Source organism: Aeromicrobium camelliae (assembly GCF_003850045.1).
Classification (GTDB): domain Bacteria; phylum Actinomycetota; class Actinomycetes; order Propionibacteriales; family Nocardioidaceae; genus Aeromicrobium; species Aeromicrobium camelliae.
Map to the genome: position 1 here is coordinate 1 of NZ_RQJX01000036.1, position 1,013 is coordinate 1,013.

The 1,013-nt window shown below is 70.4% G+C and carries 1 protein-coding gene; it reads left to right on the forward strand.

Translation table 11 applies throughout. The features are described 5' to 3' along the window. The coding region (locus EHW97_RS15435; protein ID WP_208002087.1) for a hypothetical protein at positions 1-1,013 on the forward strand (1,013 nt) is incomplete at both ends.

The window sequence follows — 1,013 nt, forward strand, 5'->3', positions numbered from 1 at the left end:
ACGGCACACCGCCCGGTGACCTCACCGTCGACGCCACCGACGAGAACGGCAACACCGCCACCGAGACGGTCGAGGTCGCCGAGTCGAACACTCCGGCCATCGCCACGGTTCCCGGCACCGTCCATCCCGGTGACACGATCACCACGGTCGGCGCCGGGTACCCGCCGAACACCGACGTCACCGTCACCTACACCGACGCCGACGCCGACGGCAACGACATCGGCGAACAGACCGTCACCACCGACGACGGCGGTACGTTCACGACCGAGTTCGTGGTGCCCGACGGTACGCCGGAAGGTGCGTTGACGATCGAGGCGAGCGACGGCGACGGCAACACCGCCACCGACACGGTGACCGTCGAGGCGGAGGAGTTCACCCCCGCCGTGATCGCCGCGCCCAGCACGGTCGAGCCCGGTGACACCGTGGCCGTCGTGGGCACCGGGTACCCGCCGAACACCGACGTCACCGTCACCTACACCGACGCCGACGGCAACGACATCGGCGAACAGACGGTCACCACCAACGAGAACGGCATCTTCACGACGTCGTTCCTGGTGCCCGACGGCACCCCGGCCGGACCGCTGACGATCAGCGCGGCGGATGCGGACGGCAACACGGCTGAGGACGAGGTGGCGGTGGAAGAACCCGCCTTCACCCCGACGCTGACCGCGGCACCCGACACGGTCTCCTACGGTCAGGATCTCGCGGTCGCCGGCAGCGGCTGGCCCGCGGGAGTCGCGGTGACGCTCGTCTACACCGCCGCGGACGGGACGGAAGTGGGCCGCTCCACCGTGCTCACTGACGGTGACGGCAATCTGTCCGACAGCTTCACGGTGCCGGCGGGTACCGCACTCGGGGAGTTGACGGTGACGGCGACCGGCGGCGACGGCCTCGAGGCGTCTGCCACCTCGGAGGTCGTCGCGAGTCCCGCCATCACGGTGACTCCGCCGGTCGCGGCGCCCGGTGACACCATCACGACGGACGGTTCGGGCTACCCGCCGAACACCGACGTC